A 26,231-nucleotide genomic window follows, 5' to 3' on the forward strand; every position below is an offset into this window, starting at 1 on the left:
TAACAGTTTATATCTCGAAAACCTGAGTTGAATTTTCTATTCCGGCATCTGTATCCCTGGCAATAAGCTCATCCAGGTAAGCTGCCAGCTCTTCAATCGTTCTGTAAAGAAACAACCGTTTGATAGGCACATTGACGCCTATCGATCTTTTGATGTGCATGTTCAGGCGCATAGCAAGTAGTGAATGACCGCCAAGTTCAAAGAAATCATCGCTGATACTGATCTTTTCTCTGCCCAGCAGCAACCGCCAGATCTCTACCAGCTGCTTTTCCATATCAGTACTGGCAACAATAAATTCTTTTTCCTGCTGAACATTGTCGGCATGCTGCAACAATGTCTTTTTATCTGCCTTACCATTTACTGTGAGCGGAATCTTATCTAATGTAAGTATCTGCGAAGGCACCATTACTGCCGGCAGCCTGCTCTCCAGAAATGCTGTCAATGCAGAAAGATGAAAGTTTTGTTCGGGCACCACAAAAGCTACCAGTTGCTTGTTACCAGCCCGGCTGGTTTGCAGTATTACAACGGCTTGCCTTACAGTTCCGCTTTGCAGTAGTATATTTTCAATCTCACCAGGTTCAACACGGAAACCTCTTATTTTTACCTGCTCATCTATACGATCAATGTATTCCATATTGCCATCAGGTAACCAGCGTGTAAGGTCACCTGTACGATATACTATCTGTGTTTCACTATGTAAGGGATGTTGAACAAAGCGTTTTATTGTCAGTTCGGGATGATGCAGATAGCCTTTGGAAAGACCGGCTCCTCCAACACAGAGTTCTCCTGCTACTCCCAGCGGCAACAACTGTTGCTGCTTATCCAGCACCCAGGCAGACCGGTATGGCAACGGTTTTCCAATCGGAATATCTCCTGTTGGTAATTCAGCTTCCAACCCATAGGTCAGTGAAAACGTTGTATTCTCCGTAGGACCATAGCCATTGATAATCTCCAGTCCGGGATATGCCTGCCTGAGACGCATAATATGTGCAGGAGACAACCGCTCGCCGCCGGCCATAACCGTAGTAAGTCCCTCAAAAATGCTGATATCTTCCTCTACCAGCTGATTCAACCAGCTGGATGTAAACCACATCTTGCTGACACCCTTACTGCGGATCGTTTCAGCCAGCTGGGAAACATCCAGTAATTGTTGTTCACTGCTCAGCACCAGGCATCCACCGTTCAATAACATGCCCCAGTATTCAATAGTCGTTGCATCAAATGATGGGGATCCGGTTGACAATAAAACATCTTCTGATGTAAAACTGGTAAAATCGCTATGCAACGCCAGACTTACAACATTATGGTGAGTAACCATGACGCCCTTCGGCCGCCCTGTAGAACCTGAGGTGTACATCACATAAGCCAGACTGTCCGCTGCTACAGCTACTGTTGTAGGTAAAGTAGCTACTTGCTGATCCGCGCCGTCCATCTTGTCAATGAAGCATGATGTAATACCGGCAGGTATCCATGTCTGCAACTTTCCTTTCAGACCTGCAACTGACAATAACAAACTGCTATGCGTTTCTTCCAGCATGCTGTTTAATCTGACAGCAGGGTAGGCAGGATCCAGCGGCAGATACGCTGCTCCTGCTTTCAATATTCCTAATATGCCTATGATCAGTGCCGGAGATCGTTCTATATATATTGGTACCAGACTGCCATTTTTAACCCCTGCCTGTTGCAGGTGTATAGACAGCCTGTCCGATTGCTCGTTCAGCTCCTGATAGGTGAAAATTTCTTGCTCACAAGCAAGTGCAATAGCGTCAGGTCTTTTTCCCACCTGCTCCTGGAAGGCTGCTGTAATAGTTTTCGTTGCCGGTAATGGGGATATATGCCCGTTACCTACCTTCATGATACGCTCAAGTTCTAATGGGTGCAATATCTGCTCCCTGGCAATGAGTTCATCCTGCCTGTTGATATAAGCTTCCAACACTGCATCAAGATACTGGTGTAACTCAGCGACTGTCTTACCCGATTGGAGCTGCCTCCGGATGGTGTACACCACAGATAGTCTGTTACCGGTAATATCCACAGAACAATCCAGGAATGTATTTGAGGTCTCATGATTAAATACCAGTGATTCGTCCTGATTATCCGGCGCAATATTCATTGATAGAAGGTTGGCATCCAATCCATCAAATACATGAAAGTTGATGAAATTGAACAGCACATCGAAGAACGGGTTTTCCTGCTGCGCCTGTTCTCCGTTCAACCTGGTGATTTCACTTAGTGAAAGTCTTTCGTACTGTTTCAGATCCAGTAACTGCTCCTCTACATGCTGGAACCATTGCCTCCAGGTAAGATCTTTACGCTGTGTTGAAAAACGGAAAGGCAAGGCATTCAGGAAACACCCGAATATTTTGTCTCCATCTTCAATCAGCGGACGGTTATTAGTAACTATACCTATTGTAACTTCGTCCTCATAGGTAAGCATACCAAACACATACAGGAAAGCGCCCAGAAATACACCTTTAAGCGACATGTCGTTGTCCTGTGCGAGTTGCTTCAGCTTCTCGAAAAACGCGTTATCGTAATGCATGACAATACGCTGTTCCTCATCTGCGGACGTAAATATATCCAGGCGTTTATATCCACTGAGCGTCTGTTGCCAGTAAGTACGACTACGCTGGGATTGTTTATCTACCAACTGCTCAATTACAAAATCCTTGTACGTCGCCTTAAGGGCTGGTAAGCTAAGTGCAGGGTCAATTGCAAGTTGCTCATAAATATTTCCAAGGGCTGTATTTAATGAAGCTGCACTCCATCCGTCTAATAGCACATGATGAAACTGGAACAAGAATACATGCCTGTCAGCCAGCTTCACAATTGTCCCTCTCCACAATGGCAGCTCTGTCACTTTAAAAGGGCGCTGCCGCTCTGCCTCCAGGTAACTACGGATGGCCATTGCCGCCGCCTCTTTACCCTGACGGGAATAATCAAGATAGTTGAATGATACCGGCAATTGTTTGTAAACGAGCTGCACACCCTGCTCCTGCAGATTCAGGTCAAAGATTGTTCTCAGTGTACCATGCTGTTGTACCAACAGGGAAAATGCATGGGTAAACCGCTCAATATCCAGATCCGCAGGTAACATATAAGCAAACTGGTCATGATAGATCGACTTGTCAGGACTCAGCAATGATGCATAAATCATCCCGCTCTGAATATCGCTGAGCGGATAAATGTCCTCTATCGCTGCCGCATCTGGTAATGCAGCCATTAATTCCGTTTTCGTGGCTTCAATAGCTGCGGATATTGCTGATGTCGGCTCATTAGCAACGATACTCGCCTGAGTACTATCGATTAGTAAGGCCAGCTGTGACAATGTACCTGATCTGTACAGATCATACAGTTTGATATGATCACCAAAAGCTTTGCGTAACCGGCTAATTACGCCGATAGCTGTAATTGAATCGCCTCCCAGCCTAAAGAAATCATCATGAATACTGACACGGTCCAGTTGCAGTACTTCCTGCCAGATGCGTGCAATAGTTACTTCTGTATTGGTAAGCGGAGCAACATAACCTGCTGATTGCATAGCATGCCCATCAGGATCAGGTAAAGCGCGTTTATCTATCTTTCCGTTATTGGTTAATGGAAATACCTCCAGTGTAATAACAGCCGATGGAATCATATAGTCCGGCAAACGTTCCGACAAATAAGATAACAAGGCATCCTCCTCATAGTGAGCCTCCGGCACTACGTAGGCCAACAGATGCTTACTACTGCCCTCTCCACGAAGTACAACTACCCCGCGGTTTATGTAGCCACTATCCTGCAACACACTTTCTATTTCGCCCAACTCAATCCGGAATCCTCGCAGTTTTACCTGGTCATCCGTACGACCCAGGTACGCAATGCTGCCATCTGGCAATACCCGGGCAAGATCACCCGTATGGTACATCCGCTCACCAGTGCCTGGATGATAGATAAAACGTGCTGTAGTCAGTGCCGGTTGATTGAGGTAACCTCGGGATAATCCTGCACCGCCAACATACAGTTCGCCCGGAACGCCCACCGGCAAAACCTGCAATGTATCATCCAATATAAATGCACTGCGGTTGGACAATGGATAACCAATCGGTACACTGCCCCCTGCGATTACATCCTTTATAGCGTAAGTCAATGAGAACGTTGTATTCTCCGTCGGGCCATAACCATTGATTATATTTAGCTCCGGATAAGCATCCCTCAACCGGCTTATGTGCGCCGCTGATAGTTTTTCCCCTCCCGCCATAATGGTCTTCAAACCGGTGAAGATGCTGATATCAGTATCCACCAGCTGATTCAGCCAGCCTGCTGTAAACCACATGCACGTCACACCTCTATCCTGTATTTCTTCTTTTAACTGCGCAGTGTCCAACAGCCGGTCCTCTGCACATAGTACAAGGGTGGCACCGTTTAACAATGTACCCCAATATTCTATTGTACTGGCATCAAAAGAAGGAGAACCGGTTGACAGCAACACATCTGTTGAAGACCAATCCAGGAAACCACTACCTAACGCCAGACTCACAATATTACGGTGAGTGACCATCACCCCTTTCGGACGACCGGTAGAACCAGACGTATACATCACATAGGCAAGACCATCTGCTTTTGTATATACCGGCAAGGCGGTAGCCGGCATCAATCCCAATATTGGTTGTAACGCCTCCAGTGTAAGCACCTTTACCTCACTATCAAACAGATCACGGTATTCACTGCTGGTAATTGCCAGCTTATAATCTGTATCAGATAACATCTGCTCAATACGCTGCTTTGGATAACGTGGGTCCAGCGGTACAAAGGTTGCGCCGGCTTTCAGTATACCCAGCAATGTTACAATCAGATCTGCCGACCGGTCCAGGCATACAGGTATCAGCATTTCAGGGGTAACGCCTGATTGCAACAGGTAAGCTGCCAGCTGATTAGCTGCTGCTTCCAGCTCCTCGTACGTCAGTATTGTATCTTCAAAAATTACCGCTGTTGCCGATGGTGTTGCTGTGGCCTGTGTACTGAAGATTTCCCCTACCGTTTTATCTGCCGGGTAAATAAGATCATTGTTTACCGCTTGCAACAGACGATCCGGAACCGCCTGTAATACCATGCTACGATCTGCTGCTTCTTCATAATTGTATAAATACCTTTCAAGTACAGCATCAAACCAGCTATGCAGTTCCTCCAATGATGCGCCACACTTAAGCTGCTTACGTAAAGACCAGGTAATGATCATCACATCATTGGTGATGCTCGCGGCGCAGTTCATATAGGTGTTGGTGGACTCAAAACCACTGTCAACAGTATCCTCCTGATGTACCGCGGAAATATCAGACAGGAATAATCCCCCTTCCAGCCGGGTGTATACATGAAAGTTTACGAAGTTAAAAAGAGTATCAAAAAAGGCATTCTCCTCCGCAAAAGACTCTCCCGTAATCTTCCTGATCTCGAACAGGGAGGTTCTGTCATGCTGCTTTAATGCTACAAGCTTCTCTTCTACTCCGGCAAACCATTGTTTCCAGGTAGTCAGTGTACTTCCCTTCCTGATACGCACAGGTATCGAATTGAGGAAACAGCCCAGCATACGTTCTCCATCTGGTATCAGTGGCCGGTTGTTGGTTACAATACCTGTAGTAATCTCACCCTCATGTGTCAGCATGGTAAGTACATACAGATAAGCGCCCAGGAAAATGCTTTTTACAGAGATATCATCCCGTTGCGCCTTTTCTTTGAGTTGTACAAGGAAGCCCGCATCATACGCCTTAGCCAGGTGCTGATCGTCGGGTTCATGCGTAAATATGTCCAGGCGTTTGTAATCATTCAGTTCTTCCTTCCAGAATTGCTTTTGCTGGTCATTGCGCTTCTCAATAATACTTTCAATAATAAAATCCTTATAGTTACTTCTGAGAGATGGCAGCGTAGTAACATCTATGCCAGCTTTGAGCTTCACATACAGGTTGTTGAGTTCTGTATTAAAAGATGCCATACTCCAGCCGTCTATCATGGCGTGGTGAAATTCCAGCACGAAAATATACCGGTCAGCAAGTGCTATCAGCGTTCCCCTCCAGAGCGGTGGATTTTTAACATCTATGGGGTGTGAACGCTGTTGCTCCAGGAATGCTGCAAGCGGACCTTTAGCGGTATCCCCATCCAGCTCCTGCCAGTCGAGCCGATTAAAGTGTACAGGCACTTCTTTATGCAACACCTGTACGCCTTCCGGATGCAGATCCAGGTTAAAACTGGTACGGAAAATTTCATATTTGTCTATCATGAGAGAAAATGCTCGTTCAAAAAGCGGAATGTCCAGCTCCTTAACGAATGAATGTGCAAATTGATCATGATAAACGGCCAGTTCTGGATTCAACAATGATGCTGACACCATCCCTCCCTGGATATCGCTCATCGGATAGATATCTTCAATATTACTGGTATCCTCCAGTTGCGATAAAACCTGCGCCTTCAATGCCGCTATCTCCGCTTTAACTGCTATATGTTCCGCACTCTCCGTTGGCGTGATCACTGCTGATTGTTCCAGCAGTAATGCCAGCTCACTGATTGTTGGCTGCTGATACAGGTCATACAGCCGTACAGACCTGTTAAACACTTGCCGGATGCGGCTGATAACGCCTATTGCTATAATTGAATCGCCGCCAAGACGAAAGAAGTCATCATGCACGCCGATGCGCTCAACCTGTAATGCTTCCTCCCAGATGCTTATCAGCTGACTTTCTGCTGCATTACGTGCGCCTACATAACGCGCGGCATGTAGCTGATCGGCTGCCGGGTCTGGTAATGCATGCTTGTCTACCTTCCCGTTATTTGTCAGCGGAAGTGCTGACAGTGTCATCACTACTGAAGGTATCATATAATCAGGCAGCCGCTGCTCCAGGTAGGACTGCAACGCTGAAGCCTCATAATCATCTTCCGGCACCACATATGCTACCAGGTGTTTACTACCTCCATCACCACGAAGCACCACAACACCCTGACTGATATAACCACTATCCTGCAACACGCGCTCTATCTCGCCTAACTCTATCCGGAAACCACGCAGCTTTACCTGGTCATCACCACGACCCAGGTAAGCAATGCTGCCATCTGGTAGTACCCGGGCCAAATCCCCCGTACGGTACAACCGTTCTCCACTGACAGGATGATGGATAAAACGTTCCGCTGTCAGCTCCGGCTGATGCAGGTAACCACGCGATAACCCTGCTCCGCCAACATACAGTTCACCAGGAACACCTGTCGGCAGCTGTACCAGGTGGTGGTCCAGCACATACGCGCTACGATTGGCCAACGGATAACCTATCGGGATACTGGCATTACCTGCTACGGCTTTAATGGTGTACGTCAGAGAGAACGTAGTATTCTCCGTCGGACCGTAACCATTGATAATAGCCAGATCCGGATAAGCATCCCTTAACCGGCCAATATGATGAGTGGACAATTTCTCTCCTCCTGCTATGACCGTATTCAAACCGGCAAATACACTGATATCGGTATCGACCAGCTGATTCAGCCAGCCGGCGGTAAACCACATGCGTGTCACCCCTCTCTCCGCTATCTCTTCCTTTAACTGCGCACTATCCAGTAATTGGTCCTCGGGACATAATACAAGCGTTGCACCATTTAACAACGTACCCCAGTATTCTATCGTACTGGCATCAAAGGAAGGCGAACCGGTAGACAGCAACACATCTGCTGAAGACCAATCCAGAAACCCACTGCCCAATGCCAGACTTACTATATTCTGATGCGTGACCATCACCCCTTTCGGACGGCCAGTAGAACCAGATGTATACATCACATATGCAAGACTATCGGCCTTGATGTCTACCGGTAATGCTGTGGATGGCATCAATCCCAGTATCGGCTGTAATGCTTCCAGCGTGAGTATTGATGCTTTACTATTAAACAGGTCACGGTATTCACTATTGGTGATCGCCAGCTTGTAATCTGTATCTGAGAGCATCTGCTCAATACGCTGCTGCGGATAACGCGGATCCAGCGGTACAAAGGCTGCTCCTGCCTTCAGAATACCCAACAATGTGACAATCAGATCCGCCGAGCGATCCAGACATACTGGCACCATCGTCTCAGAAGTAATACCCGACTGTAGCAGGTAAGCGGCTAATTGATTAGAAGCCGCTTCCAGCTCTTCGTAAGTAAGATTTGTATCTTCAAATATCAAAGCAGTAGCCGCCGGAGTCATGGCGGCCTGCTTGCTGAATATTTCGCCTACCGGCTTGTCTGCGGGGTAGGGTAAGGAAGATTGACTAGCTGGCGTATAAAGCCGGTCCGTTGTAAGCGATAGTCTATCTACCTGTTCCTCAGGACGGGCAACCGCAGAACGTAATAATGTAATATAATGTGCGAATAACCTGTCTACACTGGCAGGCAGAAAAAGGTCGGTACAATATTCAACATTTATTTCCAGAAGATCGCCTTTTTCCAGCGCTGTAATGTTCAGGTCAAACTGACTCGTGGAATGCTGATGTGGAATAGCTGACAATGCGGCATCCCCCAATGAGAGTACAGGAATTTCAGGCGCATTCTGCATAGTAAAGATGATGTCGTAAATCGGGTGGTGACCACGGTCACGCTCCCCTCCTAACAGCTCTACAACCTTTTCAAATGGAAGGTCCTGACGCTCATAAGCAGATAATGTTGTCTCTCTTACCTGCTGTAACAACGAGCGGAAAGAATACGAACCGTTTACTTCTGTGCGTAAAGCCAGCGTATTGGCAAAGAAACCTATCATGACTTCCAGTTCCTGTTCCTGCCTGGCTGCTATCACCGTACCTACCACAATATCGGTTTCACCACTATACCTGTATAACAACACCTTCAGTGCTGTCAGCATCGTCATGTATAAGGTAGCCTGTTCTGCCTGTGCCAACTGACGCAGACCTTTAGTCAGGGCTGCATCTATCTCGTATTTCACCAGCGCTCCGCGGGTGCTCTGAACTGCAGGTCTTATAAAGTCATAAGGCAACGCAAGCGTCGTCACTCCTGATAACTGTGCTTTCCAGTATGCTGACTGTGCCTCCAGTAATCCATCATTTACAAGACGGCGTTGCCACAATGCATAGTCTGCATACTGAATGCGAAGCGCAGGTAACAATGCCGGCCTTCGGTTAACCAATGCGGTATATACAGATCTGAGTTCATTGATCAGTATGGAAAGCGACCAGCCATCAGCTGCAATATGATGCATATTGATCAGCAGCACATATCGTTCTTCTGCCAGCTGTATCAATGCAGCTCTCAGCATATAATCCGCTGACAAATCAAATGGACGGCCAAACCAGGTTGTGAGCGGTTCCACAGGTAAACCGTCCTGCAGATCAGCTGCTGATCCGTCCAACAACTCCAGCGTCCAGTTATTGCCATGCAGTACATGCTGGTAAGGAGCGCCTGCATCCTGACGGATCACAGTGCGTAAAATTTCATGGCGCTGAATGATAAACCGGAACGCTTCTTCCAGTAACTGTATGTCAAGCTGCCCATTGATGCGGTAGAGGGAAGGCATATGGTATTGCACACTTCCCTCCAGCTGATCTATCAGCCATAAAGCTTCCTGTCCGAAAGACAATGGCAGTGTCTCTGTTTCCTTTCGCAGATCCGGTTCAATAGCCGGCAGGTCCACCGTTTCTGTTGCAACATCATGGTGCAGGAAGTCAATGATCTCATCCTTATATTGCCTGATCTCTTCCAGTAATTGGGGATCTATTTCAATATCTTCGTCCGTCTTCAGTTTAAGTTTCCTGTCATCCAGGAATAATTCCATTCCCTGCTGCTTCGCTTTGCTGAGTACATGTATAGCTTTACTGAAATCGATATTCATGATTACTTGTTTAATGTTTCCGGACAGCCTCAGATCTCAATGATCCGTGCTGCTGCTTTGTCATTTTTCTGTACAGGGGTTGCGCTGGTTACATCGAGGTATTCTGCAAGCCTGGCAATACACCGGCACTGAAACAGCTTCTTTACAGGCACATTTACACCTATAGCGCGTTTGATATGTGCATTCATCCGCATAGCGAGTAATGAATGCCCTCCTAACTCGAAGAAGTCATCCAACACACCGATACGATCAGCCGGTAGCAATTGCTGCCATATTTCCCACAGTTGCTTTTCTGTTGCAGAACGGGGCGCTACATATTCCGTTGAGACGGTAGCGGATACTCCCATCATTTTTAAAGCATTTCTATCAATCTTACCATTTGGTGTTAATGGCAGGACATCCAAATACCATATCACCGAGGGAACCATGTAGGCCGGCAGCTGTGCGGACAAATACGCTCGCAGCACATCTTTCTCTACCTGCTTTGCCAGCACGATGTAGGCACAGATTCTCACCTGGCCGGTGTCGTCTCTGTTATCGAGCACTACCGCCTGACTTACCCACTCGCTGCCTAATAATACATTGGCAATTTCGTCGGGTTCTATCCTGTATCCATGTAATTTCAGCTGCGCATCAAGGCGGGATAAATATTCTATATTCCCATCGGGCAGCCATCTGCCCAGGTCGCCTGTTTTATACATGCGGGCGCCGGGTACGTTGCTGAACCTGTCAGGCAGGAATACTGTGGCTGTCAGTTCGGGCTGATTCAGGTATCCGCGGGTAACACCGGCCCCGCCGATGTATATTTCCCCTGGTACGCCAACAGGAGCCGGATTACCTTTCACATCCAGTATATACACCTGCACATGTGGCAAAGGCCGTCCTATTGGCAACACATCAACCTGGCTAAGCTGCGCAGGATTGCATTGGTATATGATTGCTGATATAGTAGTTTCTGTAGGTCCGTAAATATTATAGAAGTCCAGTAGTCCACACCACTTCTCTGCCAGTTCCTTCCGACATACTTCTCCTCCGCTGATGACCCGTTTCAGGCCATTATATGTACCAGGTGTCAGGTGTTCAATTACTCCGGGGGTTGCCTCCAGGTGAGTAACACCCTGCTCCCGTAACAGGCATTCCAGCAGGTGAGGGTCCCGAATGGTCTCTTCTTTGCAGATCACCACCGCAGCGCCATTTAGTAAGGCGAAAAAGAGTTGTTCTACAGAAGGATCAAAACAGTAATTGGCACATAGCAGTATACGATCGGATGATGAGATACCATACACGCTGCTCTGATGGTTAATCAGGCTCAGTACTGATCCATGCTCTGCCAATACGCCCTTTGGATGTCCGGTAGAGCCGGAGGTGTAAATGACATATGCCAGGGTATCTGCGGGGCCTGCCACCTGACCTGCAATAGGCATATATGTCCCGATAACGGCTGCATCAGTATCTATCTCTAATACTTTGGATGCTCCTGCCGCCAGCAACTTCGCACCATGCTTTTTACTACTTACTACTACCGATGCCTGTGTATCTTTCAGAATATACCCGATACGCTCGGCAGGGTAGGCCGGATCAAGCGGCACGTAAGCATTACCTGTCTTCAGAATAGCCAGTATAGCAATCACCATCTCCGGAGAGCGATCCAGACATACCGGGATCAAAACAGTTTGTTGCAATCCATTTGCCTGAAGCCAGGCTGCTAGTTTTCCAGCCTGCTCGTTCAGCTGCCGGTAAGTAAGGCGTATATCTTCAAAAATGAGCGCAGTCGCCTCTGGCGTAGCTGCTACCCGTTCTTCAAAAACAGCTGTGAGTGTTGTTGCGGGTGGTATAGCAGCCGTTGGGTTACTGAAACTGGCAAGTTCCTGTTGCTCGGTTTGTGGGTATATCGCCAGACTGTCTGCCGGCATATCTGCATGATCAAGGTATTGTTGTATCACAGCGGCAAAGTAATCTGCCAGTACTTCGGGAGATTTACCTGATTTCAGCTGCCGGTTCATCTTACAGATCAGCAGCAGGTTATTGCCTGTTGTACTGATACAGAAATCCAGGAAGGTATTGGTCAGTTCATGTACCATAGACATGTGGGCTTCTTCCTCACCTATAGCCACATGGCCCTGACGGAAAAGCCCCTCCTGCAGATGATCGTATACATGAAAGTTGACGAAGTTGAAGAGCACATCAAAGAACGGATTACCGCCGTTGGCCGCTTCTCCGGTTGCCGCTGTAATAGCGAAGAGGGAGATGCGTTCTCTTTCTTTTAACCGGACCAGCTGCTCTTCTACCTGCCGGAAATAACTCAGCCAGGTGGCTGCTTCCTTTGCATTCCTTTGCCGGAACGGAACCGTATTCAGGAAACAACCCAAGACCTTGTCACCATCATCCAGCAATGGCCGGTTGTTAGTGACCACACCAATGGTCAGGTCATCCTCATAGGTCAACGTGCTCAATACACGTAATGTCACTCCCAGGAAGAAGCCTCTCATAGATAGCCGGTCTGCCTGAATGCGCTGCTGCAACCGCTCAAAAGTCGTTTTGTCAAATGAACGAACCAGCTGAATCGAAACTGGCTCTTCCCTGAATATATCGAGACGCCGGTATCCCTGCAGCTCCTGCTGCCAGAATTGCTGGTTACCTGTATTACGCTTCTCTGTAATACCATCCAATACAAAGTCTTTATAGGTTGCCTTCAGTGACTGCAACGGTGGCAGATCATACTGTGCAAACAGGGTCACGTATAAACTGTTGAGTTCTGTTGTAAGAGAGGCAAGGCTCCACCCATCCAGCATGGCATGATGGAACTGAAATACCAGGTAACAGGATTGCCGGAACTGTAATATGGCCACTCTCCATAAAAGTGCGTTATTCAACTCAAACCCCTTTTCCCGCTCACTGGCCATAAAACGCTGAATAGCGTCCTTTTCCTGCTCCTTTGACACATCACACCACACAACCTCATTGAGGTCGAAATTGGCCACTTTCCTGACGATCTGGATACCTCCGTACACAGGGTGCTGATCAAACACGGTTCTTAGAATGGCATGTTTCTGTACCAGCATAGTCAATGCCCTGTGTAAAATACGCTTGTCCGGACGATCGCTGATCCGGAAGGTGATCTGATCATGATAGACACTTTTGTCAGTCTGCCACAGAGAGGCGTAGATCATGCCACTCTGGATATCACTCATCGGGTATACATCCGCTATTGTAGCTGCATCTGCACGTTCCTCCAGCACGGCTGCCCGTAACGCGTCTACCTCCGCCACTACTATTGCTTTCAGTTCATCCGTTTCTATTGATGATGGCTGCAGGTTATCAATCAAAACACTCAGAGCGGCCACATTCCCCGATTGATACAGTTCATACAAACGGATGCTTTCACTGAAACGCTTCCGCAACTGGCTGATTACTCCAATGGCACGGATAGAATCTCCTCCCAGCCGGAAAAAGTCGTCATAGATACCTACCCGATCTATCTGTAATGCTTCCTGCCAGATTGCAATAATAGCAGCTTCTGTTTCATTACGTGCGGCCACATAACCTGCTGTCTGCAGCTGCTGTGCTTCCGGATCAGGTAAGGCGCGTTTATCCACTTTCCCGTTATTGGTCAATGGGAATGCCTCCAGCACAACAATAAATGATGGTACCATATAATCCGGCAGTCTTTTTGCCAGGTAGGTCAGCAGTACCGCCTCGTCGTACTGCTCTTCCGGGATAACATAGGCTACCAGCTGCTTACCACTACCTTCTCCCCTTAGTACGACTACGCCATGACTGACACATCCACTATCCTGTAATACACTTTCTATCTCGCCTAACTCAATCCGGAAACCACGCAGCTTTACCTGGTCATCACTACGACCCAGGTAGGCAATGCTGCCATCTGGTAGTACCCGGGCCAGATCACCCGTACGGTACAGCCGTTCTCCGCTGACAGGATGATGGATAAAACGCTCCGCTGTCAGCTCCGGCTGATGCAGGTATCCACGCGATAAACCTGCTCCGCCAACATACAGTTCGCCAGCAATGCCAATAGGCAATAGCTGCAACTGACTATCCAGTACATAAGCAGTTCGGTTGTATAACGGACGCCCTATAGGAATACTTTCTCCTGCAGTTACTGCTTCAATTGACCAGGTTAAAGAAAATGTGGTATTCTCGGTCGGACCATAACCATTGATAATAGCAAGATCCGGATAAGCATCCCTTAATCGGCCAATATGATGAGCGGACAATTTCTCTCCTCCTGCTATGACCGTTTTCAAACCGGCAAATACGCTGATATCGGTATCCACCAGCTGATTTAGCCAGCCGGCGGTAAACCACATGCGCGTGACACCTCTTTCCGCTACTTCTTCCTTCAACTGTGCACTATCCAATAACCGTTCCTCGGGACATAATACAAGTGTTGCTCCATTTAACAACGTACCCCAGTATTCTATCGTACTGGCATCAAAGGAAGGTGAACCGGTAGACAGCAACACATCTGCTGAAGACCAGTCCAGAAATCCACTGCCCAATGCCAGACTTACTATATTCTGATGCGTGACCATCACTCCTTTCGGGCGACCAGTAGAACCAGATGTATACATCACATACGCAAGATTATCTGCCTGAATACCTACCGGCAACGCCGTCTCCGGCATCAACCCCAGAATCGGTTGCAATGCTTCCAAGGTAAGTGCCTGCACATCAGGCTGGAACAAATCACGGTACTCACTGCTGGTAATCGCCAGCTTGTACTCCGTCTCTGACAGCATCTGCTCAATACGCTGCTGCGGATAACGCGGATCCAGCGGTACAAATGCTGCTCCTGCCTTCAGAATACCCAGTAAGGTTACTATCAGATCTGCAGACCGGTCCAGGCATACTGGAATCAGCGTTTCAGGGGTAATGCCTGATTGCAACAGATAAGCTGCCAGCTGATCAGAAGCGCCGTCCAGTTCTTTGTAAGTCAGTATAGTATCTTCAAATAATATAGCGGTAGCATCAGGTGTTGCTGCCGCCTGCACACGAAATAGTTCCGGCACCGTTTTATCTGCCGGATAAGTATATGCTGTAGGCATACCAGCAGTACGCAGTAATTCAAGTTCATTTGATGGTATAACAGCAACGCTGCTGACCGGCTCATGCAGCTTTCCAGAAAACTGTTCCAGGATAAACAATATACGTTCTGCAAGCAGGGCTACTTCTTCCTGCGTGAAGTATTCATATCTGAAATCGAAACGTAATTCGAGCGACTGCTTCTCTGAATAATCCCACCAGATCATACGGAGGGGCTCAATCTGGTATTGACTGAACATCACTTCAAAATCAGCTTGTATACCTACACCGAAATCAAGATCAAGATCAAGTAGCACATAGTTGACGATCATATCCAGTAAGGGCCCTGAGAATGCATCATGTTTCAGATGCCGTGCCAGGTCGCCGATGAGATAATCCACGTGTGCATAATCTGCTTTCTGTGCAGCTGCAATCTGTCTGATGAGATCTGTCAGCAATTGCTGTGGCACATATTGACCTTTGAAAGGCACAATACCTGTAAATAGCCCCATTGTACTACGCTGATCCGGGCCTTTCCTTTTATGTGCCGGCGTACCTAGCACCAACTCCTCTCTGCCCGTAGTGGCGGAGAGGTAGATAATAACTGCGGCCAGGGTCAGGTGAGGCAACCGTACATTCAGGGTTGTTGCCAGTTGCAACAGCATGTCCCGTTGGGCGGCTGTAAGCGGATATACATAACTGCCACTTTCAGGCATCTGCGGTTCCCGCCTGGCATAGTGCCGGGGTAACATACCCGCAGGATCTTCCTGAATCATTTCCTGCCAGTAGTCAGCATGTGCCTTATACGTTAACGACTCATACGCTACTGCTGCCTCCTCTACCGCCCTGATATAGGAGGGTGTCTCAAAGTGCGGTATCTCTCCTGCTGATTCAACAGCTGACCGGTAACTGCCGGTAAGATACTTCGCCCATATCCGCCAGCAATAGCCATCAAAGATGAGGTGATGAAACTGGAAGAAATAGTAATACGTTTGTCCAGATATTTTCAGCAGGGCATGTTCATACAAAATATTGTCCTTGCTTAACAGGAACGGATGATCCGCTCTCCCCTGCATCCAGCTCCTTGCGGCAACAACCGGATCAGCTGCCGTGCTGCAGTCGATTACGTTTAAAGCAGGCATTGTAGCAGTATCTGTCAGGTATACTACCGGCGTTTCATCATTGATATCGAAGCGCATGCGAAAGATATCAAACACGCTGGCTGCATGACTTAGCACACGCCGGAAAACAGGCAAGTCCAGGTCTCCCGAAATAGTCATGAACGCAACGACATTGTAATTCGGGCGCAATGGATTAATCGCCTGATCCAGGAAGATATCACGCTGAACCGGATGCAGGGGTATTATTTGTAAGGACATAGTTTCCCGTCTTGAAATTTCCTTAAAAATTCAAATCACTTAAGCGGCAATAAACAGATTAGAAAAATCAGGCCTCTACAGGCGTCAGTTGTTTATCGTATAATAGTTCTTTCTCACCAAAGAGTCTCTCAGCAACAATGCCCTTCTCTTCGCAGAGCCTGATCAGATGATTAGATTGAATGATCGGGTTAGACTCGTCCGTATATTTTATACTACTGATAAATTCAACCCAAGGCTCCTGCCCCATCGCATATACATACACTTCTTTAGGATTGAAAATATTCACCAGCGACATGCCTTTATCACAATCAGATCCGGACAATCTCCGGCTGTTATCCTGCTCACGGGACAGCTTTTTAGTCAGCAGTGGGCCGTACAACCAGGACAATGGAGCGCCATCACACTCCATACCCAGGAACATTACATCAGGGTCTCCTGTAACCTGCTGAATGTGTTTATAGAGAGATGGTTCAAGTATGCGCGAGTCTGCGAGAAATACGAGTCGGAATTGACCGATCTGTACGAAGTAACAGGACTTCGTAATAATGTTCATATCACTGTGTTCACCTGTAAATGGAATACCTGTAATCACCGCATCTGAGAACCGGATTGTTTCCATTTCATCAATTGCGATTACATTGTTAAAACCAATATTGTTAAACATCAGCTTCAGATCCGGATCTTCCAGCTTACCACTATTAGTATGTGGCACAATAATATGTTTGATCTTGTGACGCAGTGGCAGCAGTGTCTCGAAAAGAATATGATCCTGATGATTGTGTGTAATCAGCACATAGTCAATCACATCAGGCAAATGCAGATCAGAGAAATGATCTACGTCAGAATGATAACCATAGTAACTGATCAGCGGATCAACAAGTATGCTGATGTCTTTCGTTTCTACCAGGATACAGGCATGACCAAAATAGCGCATGCGGATCTTATCTCCCGTATATGGTTCATAGCGTGCAGGCTCTTCCTGTGTAAAGAACGTCTCAAAGAGCGCATTATCTTCAGAAGAGATACTCAGTATTTCTTTGATATATTCCAGCGAACGTGGCGTACGTTTCATTTTAGCCAGTTCATCCAGTCCCGGATGATCAAATGGCACCTGCAACTGTAATACGTTCTCTTCTCCTATACGTGGCGTACTTAACACAAACGGCCGGTGATCGTTATCCGTTACCCACAGTGCCACACTCTGGGAGTCCTTATTATAGTAAGGGCTGTTATACAGTAAGGATTCAAAGAAGCGGAATCCGGGGTGGTTATGACGATCATAATATAACTCTACATACCCTTTTAATATGTCAGGAACCTTCTCATATAAAGGCTCCATCCGGAAACCCTTTGCTTCAGCTGCCAGGATCTTATCCAGTTCTTTAATAGCTTTGCTGAGTTCAATCAGCGGGGCTTGTTTCTCAACCGTCTGCTGATACAATGCTTTCACTTCTCCGGCCCGTTCAACGGGGATATCCATAAATGGGCCACCGCGCAGATTGGGATTGAGGATCGCTTCCGCATGAATATTAGGTGCCATCATATATGATTCCATTATAGTCATATGCCTGCCTACAATGTTCATGGCTGCTGTAGCCGGAGAAATAAGATGACTCCATGCATACCAGTTATCCACTAATGGCTCCATAACAACATTTGGACGGAGATAATATAGTTGCTGTTGCATAAAAAAAGGATTTTGTATCAATGGTTTTTTAAGACAAAAGGTTTCCTGTGCCCAACCAGAAATGGGTACAAACACTATGGGTAACAGTTAGATTTTATCGATTTGTAGGTTATTTCATTATCGCTTCCTGAGTTGAGGGACACGCATTTGCAGTGACCGGTTCACGAATTTATTTTACCTGTTTCAATAAAGTTATTCTGATAAATTGAGCTATAATACAAACGCGGGTCATCATCATCAATTTCATGTAAAGCTCATAAGACGGTGGCAAATTTAATACTTTACATACGGGTTAAATAGCTAAGCATACTAAATAAGTATTCCTAAAATTACTGTTTATGATTTGAATAATCAAAAACAAAAATCATCGTAACGAACAGATAATATAACTCGACCTAAAAATGCATCCATTATACACATTTACTCCAATCCTTTACCATAAAGGATTACAGCGCGAACACTGCAACGGCAAAATGAATGACGCCGGTACAAAATATACACTTAATATTTTCTCTTCGCTGCAATAACAGTGCAGAGCATACGCGAAAAATTATCATGATTTCGATATATCTATTAGAATCGCTGCACTTGTATTGCACTATGCGTTGTAGTTATGGTAAAGTATAGCTGAGACAGTTATTTCATTTTTACACAGTATATCTATGCAGAAATACCGGTTACCTGCATTCGCTATGCCCGCATCCACCGGATCATATGCGGAAAGGGCTGTACCCCATTATTGGCAGCTGCTGCTGCGTCATAGCAAAAGCCTGCCCATTGTAACACCGGCACATACAACATGGTGCCGCTCGTGTATTGTTCAATATACCAATCAGCAGCGCCTTTATATCCCGCTGAATGAAAAACAACTGCGGGATCAATGCCCAGGTAGACACACGCTGCATAACTCCAGGCAATCGCCATCATCTCTTCTCCGTCGGCTTTCCCCTTCTCTGAGATAGCACCTACATCTCCATGCATCAGCTGCCTGTCTGCCGGTATTGCTACGGCAATGTGCCCTGCTTCATGCAAAAGATCTCCGGGATAGCTCAGTTGCTTCCTGTCCACAATCAGTGTGCCTTTATTTACCAGAATACCGGGTACAAAGGTTGGTTCGTTAATCGTTTCAAATACCACCGGGATGCCGATCGATTCAATAAATTGCACCATGGTGGTAATGATATCTGCTGTATAAGGCATAGGGAATTATTACTTATCTGAAGCCAAACAAGTTTAACTGATTAGAAATGATATTTTCTACTTCCGCATCGCTCATCTTCAGATCAGTTTCTGTTGCGAGACGGCCACGAACAAACTCCATAAATGGCTCGTGCCCTTTAATCATCGCCAGCATCTCTTTCTTCGAGTATTGTTCCTGTATCGTCACTAAAATATCGGTAACGACTTTCTGAATATCACCTATAAACTGCATCTTCCTCATCTGAGGTGTGGAGAACTTCCGTCTATGTTCGCTTCCACTGCTGTTATCAGTACGCCCCTTCTGACCCGTCGGATTTAATACAACTGCTTTCCGTTTCTTCGCCATGCGCCTCTCCTCATCCGCTTTCGCTTTCTGCTCCACCAAAAGGGAAGTGTTGATCTCCCGGGAGGTTCTACTGAGTGAAAGGTCGTGACTGAGATACTCCATTTCGTCCGGTATACCGCTAAAAGTGCCGGTTGTATCATCCCGGCGCAGCGCCCTGTTAGACGTAACAAAGCTCCCTACATCGTCAAGCACCTCCCCAAAGCCCCTTGTAGGCGATGAAGGCCGCAGCTCATGACTGGCAAAACTGCTACTGAACGATGTATGGGTACGTCCCTGCCGCTCGAACAGATCTTCGGTAAATTCTTCTTCCTCCTCTCCTTGTCTTGCTGCGGCAAACGTGAAGGCGGATACGCCCAACGCACCGGCAGAAGGTATAAGATCCGGTTTTTGAAATTTCTCAGGCTGGATCTCCATATTCATATTGTGTAGTACTTTGCTGGCTTCCCGGCCTATTTCACGTCTGGTGGTAGTAGGCGCTGTTATTTCCGTCCCTATTCCAAAATGGTCAATAATCCTGTCTGTCAGTTTTCTGATTACACGCTCTTTACTTTTGATTCGTTTCTTGAAACTCAACAGCTCCGGATGACCATTCATAAATACCTTTACCATCGTGTTGTATCGTTTCAAGGTGGTATTCCAGTAATAGACAGGCTCCGTTTCTTTCACGTTGTCTCCATGTAAAGACAGATCACCAGCTTCCGCTTTATCCTCCATCTGATTCAGCGGAGGCTTACTACCGGTAAATGCAGGCGCGTACAAACCTCCTCTATCGATAGCATCTTTATACTTCGGTGCCACCGCTGCAATCGCCTTCTTAGCCAGTTTTGCATCTTTTTCACTGATTTTCTGTTTTGACTTTTCCTTCTTTTTTTCCTTTTCAACCCGGCCTTTTGCAGCTTTTATTTTAGCATTATCGGATCGTATCTGCTCTCTACCTTCAATTTGCGTCATCACACCAGCCGGTGCTTCAAAAGTCTCCTCGGATGTTGCCTTGCCCTTACTGATATTATCCAGCATAATAAGCCCGAAAGCAAATGTTCCCACACTTCTGACAGACTCCGGCACCGTCATTAAAGTTACCAGATAGCCAAAATTCCGCGCCTGTTGCTTATCCTGAATGATCTTTGGTACTACGCCGTCCTTATAAAAGCTCAGGATGCCTGCAGCAATCTCGGCATCTGTAAGTTTAGTAGCTGTTCTTATTTCTTTAAATTTTGTAATTGCCAGCTTGTAAGACACGCCTTTGTCTGAGGCTGTTTTGGCCGCCTTTTCATCCTCTACGGCCTCTTCTTTCAGCGGATATTTATACACCATCGTATCTCTTCCGCCGGTGCTGTAACTGGTCGGACCATACTGGTTATAACGGGCCGTGGAAAGGCCTTCATTCTTTTCAGACGTAATGTTTATTAAACCAAGCGTTCTGGATTTCTTGTAGTCCATTACGATCTGCCACAAGGCATTCAGGGGCTTATCTCCCAGGTTACGGGGCTCGCCCAGTGCATGCTCATCATCCCAGTTCGTACGTGCTGCATTTGACTTGTGGTCTATGTGTATCGGACTTGGATAATCGTGTTTGGAGAATGCGAGAAACTTCTTATAAAGGGCATTCACTACTTCCATCTCCGTTACGTTGTGGTTGTTCGTACCGGCAGGATCTTTTCCCACCCCTGTTTTAATCTCAACACGTTGTACAACAGGTGCACGACGGCTATTGCCAGGGAGGCTGTTGAACTGGAAGGGATGTATTGCAGGATGCTGCTTTAAAGGCGAACTATTCACAACGGTAGCGGCGTTACGTACCGCATCTTTCATAACAATCTTGGTTTCGTACGTCATAGGGCCATATTTGAGGATGATCTGGTAGGATAAAGATAAGTATTATACCATTTCTCTGCCAGCCCCTTTAATATGTGTTAAGTTTTTCTAATACCAACATACCTGACGCAGAGATTATATACATTCGTTGCATATTCATATTACCACATGAAAATAGTTTCCTCCCTGTACCGCACCCTGTTATTTGTTGCCATTATCTCACAGACAGCCTGTAAAAAAGATACCCTGCCGGCTGAAACGGCCGAAGGCAGAAACGTTGTAGCCTGTTATGTTGATGGGAAGCTGGTCCGGAACAGAGCGCCTTTCGGGAATACGACGCCACTCTATGACTGCTTTTATCAGCATAAGTACAATACTGAAAACGGCTATTACTTTCACCTGAGTGCAAAGGATAAAAGGCAGGTACTTTCTGGTTCGATGCCGTGCACAAAGACGGTAAACGCGTCAGGGTGACTGACGGGCGTTTTGATATGGACCTGTAGTAAAGAAATCAGGATTTCAGCTTATTGTGGCTTCCAGCCAGACAGAATATTGTCTATGGTATATTGCCTTGCCTCCCCGGTAGTCAGCTGATGCGCCCATGATACTCTTCCGGTAACAGCTGCTCCTACCCCCCGGTTATTATACTCTGCATAGCAGGTAGTGCGCTCATTATCAGTCTTGCCCCAGTTATTCCATCCGGCTGGGGTCACTGTAGCTGCCAGCTCGCAACCTATAAATGCTGTCTTTGCCCAGGGCCGCCACGGCCTCCCCAGGTAAAAGGAACCTGCAGGTGCATCACCGGTGATGTTGCAACGGAGGAATACATAGCCAAAAGACTTATGCTCAGGGGTAGAGGCTGCCGTATAATACCCCCCAAGTTTACCATACAGGGTACAGCTGTCAAAAACAGCGGTTGCTGCACCGAAGATGAAATCTACCGTGCCCTCTATATAACACTTGTAATAATACTGCCTGCTGTCTGCTCCATGCGTATACAAAGTATCCTGATAGCCCAGAAACCGGCAATTGATAAATGCCGCTCTGTCCCCCGTCACTCTCACAGCGACTGCCTGCCCCACCGGACCTGCGCTGTTCTCAAACGTAATATTCTCCGCCCGGAAACCTGCTCCGTAAATAAAGAAGCTGGAAGAACCCGATGTACCGATATTATTGCCGGCGCTATCCTTTCTGGAGGCATAATCATCGTAAGTAAGAATTGTACCGGTCACACTCTCTCCAATGAAATGCACATTGATTTTAGTCTCCGGCAATACCAGCTTCTCTTTGTAAGTGCCATTCTTAATGAATACTACTGTGATCTCGTCACTATCATCCGCCACTGCATTGATCGCTTCCTGTACGGTACGGTAATTACCCGAACCATCTTTTGCTACCACTATCCTGCCGGCCTTACATATCGTAACCGGCAACAGGAAGAAAAGCAATAGCCATCTCAAACATACATTTCGCATATAATTTCGCCGTTCTGTTATTATTTATCTGTTGTACTTCAGTGCCTGATTGCCCGCTTGCCCTCATGGGTCAGGCTGTTCAGGTAATTTTCCAGGTTAGTATACCCATTGGCGGAATAACCGTTTCTGTCTGCGGCATCCGCCGGATTCAATCCGTTTGTCCTTTCATAATCATCCGGCATGCCATCATGGTCACTATCTGCCGGCGCAGCTATTGATCGCAGAGATGGCCATGCATGAATTGTCTGCCCGTAAGCAGTGCCATGCGGATACCCTCCCTGTACATCAATGATACGCCCGGTTCTGTTACGCACGTTGTCAGTGATCCGCTGATCCAATGTATCACGTTCCGGCAAAGCACATCCTGCCTTCTGCAATACAGCCGTATACGCCTGTTCAGGTGTCTCTGTGTGGATAGTATAACCAATATCAAACGCGGTATTGGCCCGCGCCTGGACACTATCCACCGGACTCACACCGTTCCAGTTATTGGCGGTATTACCCGGAGAACCGTCCACGAAGTTGCCATTCACATACCATTTTCCGAAACCAATAGCGGCGCTCTTACTCGGATTACAGATGCGATACCGTACGCCGCTGCCTGTGTTAGGACCATATTTGTAATAGTTGTTCACGATATTATAATTGCCTCCTTCTCCTCCATATACGGTATTGATGCCCCAGTTATAAATTACATTATTCCGGAAATCAACGTTCTCTGTACCGGGCGTATTGGGAGTATAAGTACTGACGCCCGCAAACCGCGGATTCCTGTTACGGCAATGTGCTATCAGGTTGTGGTGCATACTACCTCTTTTAGCCCCCCAGATACCTCCGTAGCCATGCTGCTCATAGTCGGTATCTCCTATTTCAAAATGATAGGAATAATTCAGCGGCTCTGATATGATACACCACTGTATTGTCAGTTTATCGCCCCGGTAAATAGTCAGTGCTTCATCTGTACTCCAGCTGGCAGATACATGATCAATGATAATGTTGTTCCTGCCTAATCCGCCGAAAGCGTCATCTCCGCCGCTACCATCCACCGGATTACCATTGGCATCCACCTTCTTCTGGTAGCGGTCACCAAGGCGGAACCGCATATATCTTACAATCACATTATCCCCTCCAATGCTCACCGGATAATCTGCCACACAAATACCCGCCCCAGGAGCTGTTTGTCCGGCGATAGTAGTATTTGCCTTGATCCGCAACGCCGACGTCAGATGTATCGTACCCGATACCCGGAAGATAACTGTTCTGTAAGCGGCGTTTGCACTCAGCGCATAACGCAGGCTTCCCGGCTGACCATCATCCAGCAGATTTGTTACTTCCATCACAGTAGTAGCGGTATCCGGCGTACCCCGGCCACCGGAAGTGAACATACCCGCTCCTTCAGCCCCGGGGAACGCGGGTTTCTGCGCATACAGATCTGCCAGTAACAGGGTACTTACACAGGCTGTCATGGCTGTTTTTAACAGCACTTTTCGTATAATTGTTTGCTGCAACATAAAGGATAGTTAAGATAATTAATACCCGGGATTCTGCGGACTCAGATTTGGATTCACGTCACGTTGCGTCTGCGGCAATGGCATCAGTTCACTTTTGTTTGCCGTGAATCCCTGGGCAAAGGCATTCGTGAATGTCTGTGGAGCTGTCACAGTACCACCTATCCACCAGGCTACCCTGACCTGGCCGGCTGGTGCTACTTCCACTGGACCAGGTTTATAATATGAATACAGGAAAGGATTAAAATCATCTATGTTGGAACGGGGCGGTGTACGGAAGAAATACAGGTAACTTGGCAGCTGCGAAGCATCGCTCGCATATGCCGGTCCGTCTGCCATGTAAGAATAAGGGGCTAATGGCGGATGATTGGTTTCTGTTGCACCGGCCCATGCCTGTAACCGGGCACGTGTCTCACGGATAGCTGTTTCCAGTAAATTCCAACGGATCAGATCATACTTGCGTACACCCTCTCCGCCAAATTCCAGCATACGCTCCTTTACCAGGAATTTGAAAAATCCGGTCTTGTCATTGGGGATCACTGGAGCAGTCTCTGTGTAACTACCGCCGTGCCCCCTTTTATTTACCCGGCTGACTGCATCAATAGCACCAGCTGTAGGACCACCATTCAATTCATTCTCCGCTTCAGCATACCAGAGTAATACATCTGCAAACCGGATTAAAGGCCAGCTCAGTTGCATATTCTGCAGGCTATTGTTAATAGCAGGACGATTAGATACAGCGGAATTACCCGAACTGAAAACAAAGCTCGGATTGGTCACCCATTCTCTTCTGAATTTACCGTCATTAATAGTGTTGATTGTATGCCCGGTTTTGATGGTATCAAAGGTGATCTCGTAAGGCACACAGGTAATATCTCTTCTGATATCTGTAGAGTCAAACATATAAAAGTAAGTAGGCAGTACACTCAGGTTACCGCCGCCGGTACCGTTCATACGCGTACCAGTCTGGATACCCAGTTTACTGTCCGAGTTGGTACCAAACGCCATAGACGCTACCATAATAAATTCCCCTGACGGGTCGTTCAGGTTATGCGCCAGCAGGTACTCTTTGAACAGTCCTTTATAGGAAGGGTACAGATCATGTTGTGCAGGATTCGCAATAATCTCTGCACATTCATCCCTGGCAATCTTATAATAATCCAGGTAGTCTGCCGATCTCACCATTGTTTGCTGAGATACCGACAAGGCATACCCGCCCCTTGTCAATGCAATCTTTGCACGTAAAGCTTTTGCAGCGCCTTTAGTAAACCGCTGATCTGTAGGGTCGCCAATACCTGGTACTTCGGTACGCCATGGCATCAGCGCCTGTGCTTCCTGCAGGTCGCGCAGCAGGCGATCATAAATAGAATCTCTGCTGGTACGGGGTTTGTACAGTTCTGTTTCATACTGTGATGGCTGCCACTGTGCGGGTACGTCGCCGAAGTTGCGGCACAGCTCATAATAGTATTGCGCTCGCAATACCAGCGCTTCACCATGCATCCTTTTCAGCTGCGCCTGTTCCTGCACATTTCCACCGGTATACTTTGCCATCTTTGGTATATTGTAGATACACAAATTAGCACGTTCGATACCCTGGTACATCTGGTTAAAAGGATTAGTAATCTGCAGATTGGAGGGTATACCCAGGTACTTGGCCAGCAACTGTCCTTCGTCATTGGTATTCGGATTAGTACCTTTCAGCAGTTCGTCTGTATCATAGGGCCAGTAGCCACTGATGCGGATACCGTATCCAAAGTCTCCGGACATGGACATGTAAGCGCCCAGTAATGCTTTCCTGGCATTCTGCACATCATCAAAGATATATTCCACATCAAATGAGGATACTGCCTCCGGCTCAAGAAACTTCTTACAGCCCACCGCAGTGGTCATCAATGCCATCAGTACAACGATATAAAAATGTTTCTTCACTAAGTTCATATGAA

The 26,231-nt window shown here is 47.1% G+C and carries 9 protein-coding genes; 1 reads left to right on the forward strand and 8 read right to left on the reverse strand.

The features are described from left to right. Nucleotides 1-7 precede the first annotated feature (7 nt). From K1Y79_RS10005 to K1Y79_RS10025, 5 genes are all read right to left on the reverse strand, one after another. Nucleotides 8-9,832, reverse strand: coding sequence for a non-ribosomal peptide synthetase (locus tag K1Y79_RS10005; protein WP_220249880.1), 9,825 nt, complete (start codon nucleotides 9,830-9,832; stop codon nucleotides 8-10). A 29-nt stretch (nucleotides 9,833-9,861) separates the two neighbouring features. Continuing rightward, the gene (locus tag K1Y79_RS10010; protein ID WP_220249881.1) at nucleotides 9,862-16,257 is read right to left on the reverse strand and encodes a non-ribosomal peptide synthetase; all 6,396 of its coding nucleotides are present in this window, start codon (nucleotides 16,255-16,257) and stop codon (nucleotides 9,862-9,864) included. 67 nt (nucleotides 16,258-16,324) lie between these two features. Further along, nucleotides 16,325-17,944, reverse strand: a complete 1,620-nt coding sequence (locus K1Y79_RS10015; RefSeq protein ID WP_220249882.1) for an MBL fold metallo-hydrolase — start codon at nucleotides 17,942-17,944, stop codon at nucleotides 16,325-16,327. A gap of 690 nt (nucleotides 17,945-18,634) precedes the next feature. Next, complete coding sequence (locus K1Y79_RS10020; RefSeq protein ID WP_220249883.1) at nucleotides 18,635-19,144, reverse strand: hypothetical protein; 510 nt, start codon at nucleotides 19,142-19,144, stop codon at nucleotides 18,635-18,637. A 13-nt stretch (nucleotides 19,145-19,157) separates the two neighbouring features. Further along, nucleotides 19,158-21,326 carry a hypothetical protein gene (locus tag K1Y79_RS10025; RefSeq protein WP_220249884.1) on the reverse strand — a complete coding sequence of 723 codons (2,169 nt, stop codon included), beginning with the start codon at nucleotides 21,324-21,326 and terminating at the stop codon, nucleotides 19,158-19,160. Nucleotides 21,327-21,473: 147 nt separating this feature from the next. Here K1Y79_RS10025 and K1Y79_RS10030 point away from each other — a divergent pair, with 147 nt between their 5' ends. Then, nucleotides 21,474-21,779: a hypothetical protein gene (locus tag K1Y79_RS10030; RefSeq protein WP_220249885.1), complete on the forward strand. Its 306-nt coding sequence runs from the start codon at nucleotides 21,474-21,476 to the stop codon at nucleotides 21,777-21,779. A gap of 50 nt (nucleotides 21,780-21,829) precedes the next feature. Here K1Y79_RS10030 and K1Y79_RS10035 read toward each other — a convergent pair whose 3' ends face one another. Genes K1Y79_RS10035 through K1Y79_RS10045 form a run of 3 tightly spaced genes read right to left on the reverse strand, consistent with a single transcriptional unit; the run spans nucleotide 21,830 to nucleotide 26,226 of the window. Continuing rightward, on the reverse strand, nucleotides 21,830-22,780 hold the full coding sequence (locus tag K1Y79_RS10035; protein WP_220249886.1) for a pectinesterase family protein: 951 nt from the start codon (nucleotides 22,778-22,780) through the stop codon (nucleotides 21,830-21,832). 38 nt (nucleotides 22,781-22,818) lie between these two features. Continuing rightward, nucleotides 22,819-24,291 carry a pectate lyase family protein gene (locus K1Y79_RS10040; protein ID WP_220249887.1) on the reverse strand — a complete coding sequence of 491 codons (1,473 nt, stop codon included), beginning with the start codon at nucleotides 24,289-24,291 and terminating at the stop codon, nucleotides 22,819-22,821. 18 nt (nucleotides 24,292-24,309) lie between these two features. Further along, nucleotides 24,310-26,226 carry a RagB/SusD family nutrient uptake outer membrane protein gene (locus tag K1Y79_RS10045; RefSeq protein WP_220249888.1) on the reverse strand — a complete coding sequence of 639 codons (1,917 nt, stop codon included), beginning with the start codon at nucleotides 26,224-26,226 and terminating at the stop codon, nucleotides 24,310-24,312. Nucleotides 26,227-26,231 lie beyond the last annotated feature (5 nt).

The sequence above is a fragment of the Chitinophaga rhizophila genome, assembly GCF_019492185.1.
GTDB lineage: Bacteria > Bacteroidota > Bacteroidia > Chitinophagales > Chitinophagaceae > Chitinophaga > Chitinophaga rhizophila.

Bases quoted from the DNA above. Each gene is read 5' to 3' on its own strand.
- K1Y79_RS10005 (WP_220249880.1), bottom strand. From the start codon at position 9,832: ATGAATATCGATTTCAGTAAAGCTATACATGTACTCAGCAAAGCGAAG.
- K1Y79_RS10010 (WP_220249881.1), bottom strand. From the start codon at position 16,257: ATGTCCTTACAAATAATACCCCTGCATCCGGTTCAGCGTGATATCTTC.
- K1Y79_RS10015 (WP_220249882.1), bottom strand. From the start codon at position 17,944: ATGCAACAGCAACTATATTATCTCCGTCCAAATGTTGTTATGGAGCCA.
- K1Y79_RS10020 (WP_220249883.1), bottom strand. From the start codon at position 19,144: ATGCCTTATACAGCAGATATCATTACCACCATGGTGCAATTTATTGAA.
- K1Y79_RS10025 (WP_220249884.1), bottom strand. From the start codon at position 21,326: ATGACGTACGAAACCAAGATTGTTATGAAAGATGCGGTACGTAACGCC.
- K1Y79_RS10030 (WP_220249885.1), top strand. From the start codon at position 21,474: ATGAAAATAGTTTCCTCCCTGTACCGCACCCTGTTATTTGTTGCCATT.
- K1Y79_RS10035 (WP_220249886.1), bottom strand. From the start codon at position 22,780: ATGCGAAATGTATGTTTGAGATGGCTATTGCTTTTCTTCCTGTTGCCG.
- K1Y79_RS10040 (WP_220249887.1), bottom strand. From the start codon at position 24,291: ATGTTGCAGCAAACAATTATACGAAAAGTGCTGTTAAAAACAGCCATG.
- K1Y79_RS10045 (WP_220249888.1), bottom strand. From the start codon at position 26,226: ATGAACTTAGTGAAGAAACATTTTTATATCGTTGTACTGATGGCATTG.